Origin of the sequence: Pseudomonas sp. DCB_BI (assembly GCF_026240995.1) — a bacterium.
Lineage (GTDB): Bacteria > Pseudomonadota > Gammaproteobacteria > Pseudomonadales > Pseudomonadaceae > Aquipseudomonas.
The window spans coordinates 1-318 of record NZ_JAPFCG010000099.1 but is presented as its reverse complement, the minus strand read 5'-3'; the positions used below and the strand labels follow the sequence as shown (position 1 = coordinate 318).

Annotated in this window: 1 rRNA gene; it reads right to left on the bottom strand. The window is 44.7% G+C overall.

Going from position 1 to position 318, the window contains the following annotated elements:
• Positions 1-245: 245 nt before the first annotated feature.
• Positions 246-318 (bottom strand): 16S ribosomal RNA (locus tag OO258_RS27435); the annotation flags it as partial.

Here is a 318-nt window from a genome sequence, read left to right as displayed (position 1 = left end):
AATTTTCGTACGTTGCTCTTTCGAGCAGAACTCACAAATTTTACCTTAGCCTGATCCACCAGCAGTGAAACTGGTGTTCAGTCTATATCTATCACATATCCGAATTTTTAAAGAACGATCTGACAAAAGCCAGAAATCAACATTCGATGCGAATGCTCATTTCCAGGTTCTGACCAGGAAAAACGTCTTCGACAATGAATCAAGCAATTCGTGTGGGAGCTCATCAGTAGGCTGATGTCGTCGATTAAGGAGGTGATCCAGCCGCAGGTTCCCCTACGGCTACCTTGTTACGACTTCACCCCAGTCATGAATCACACC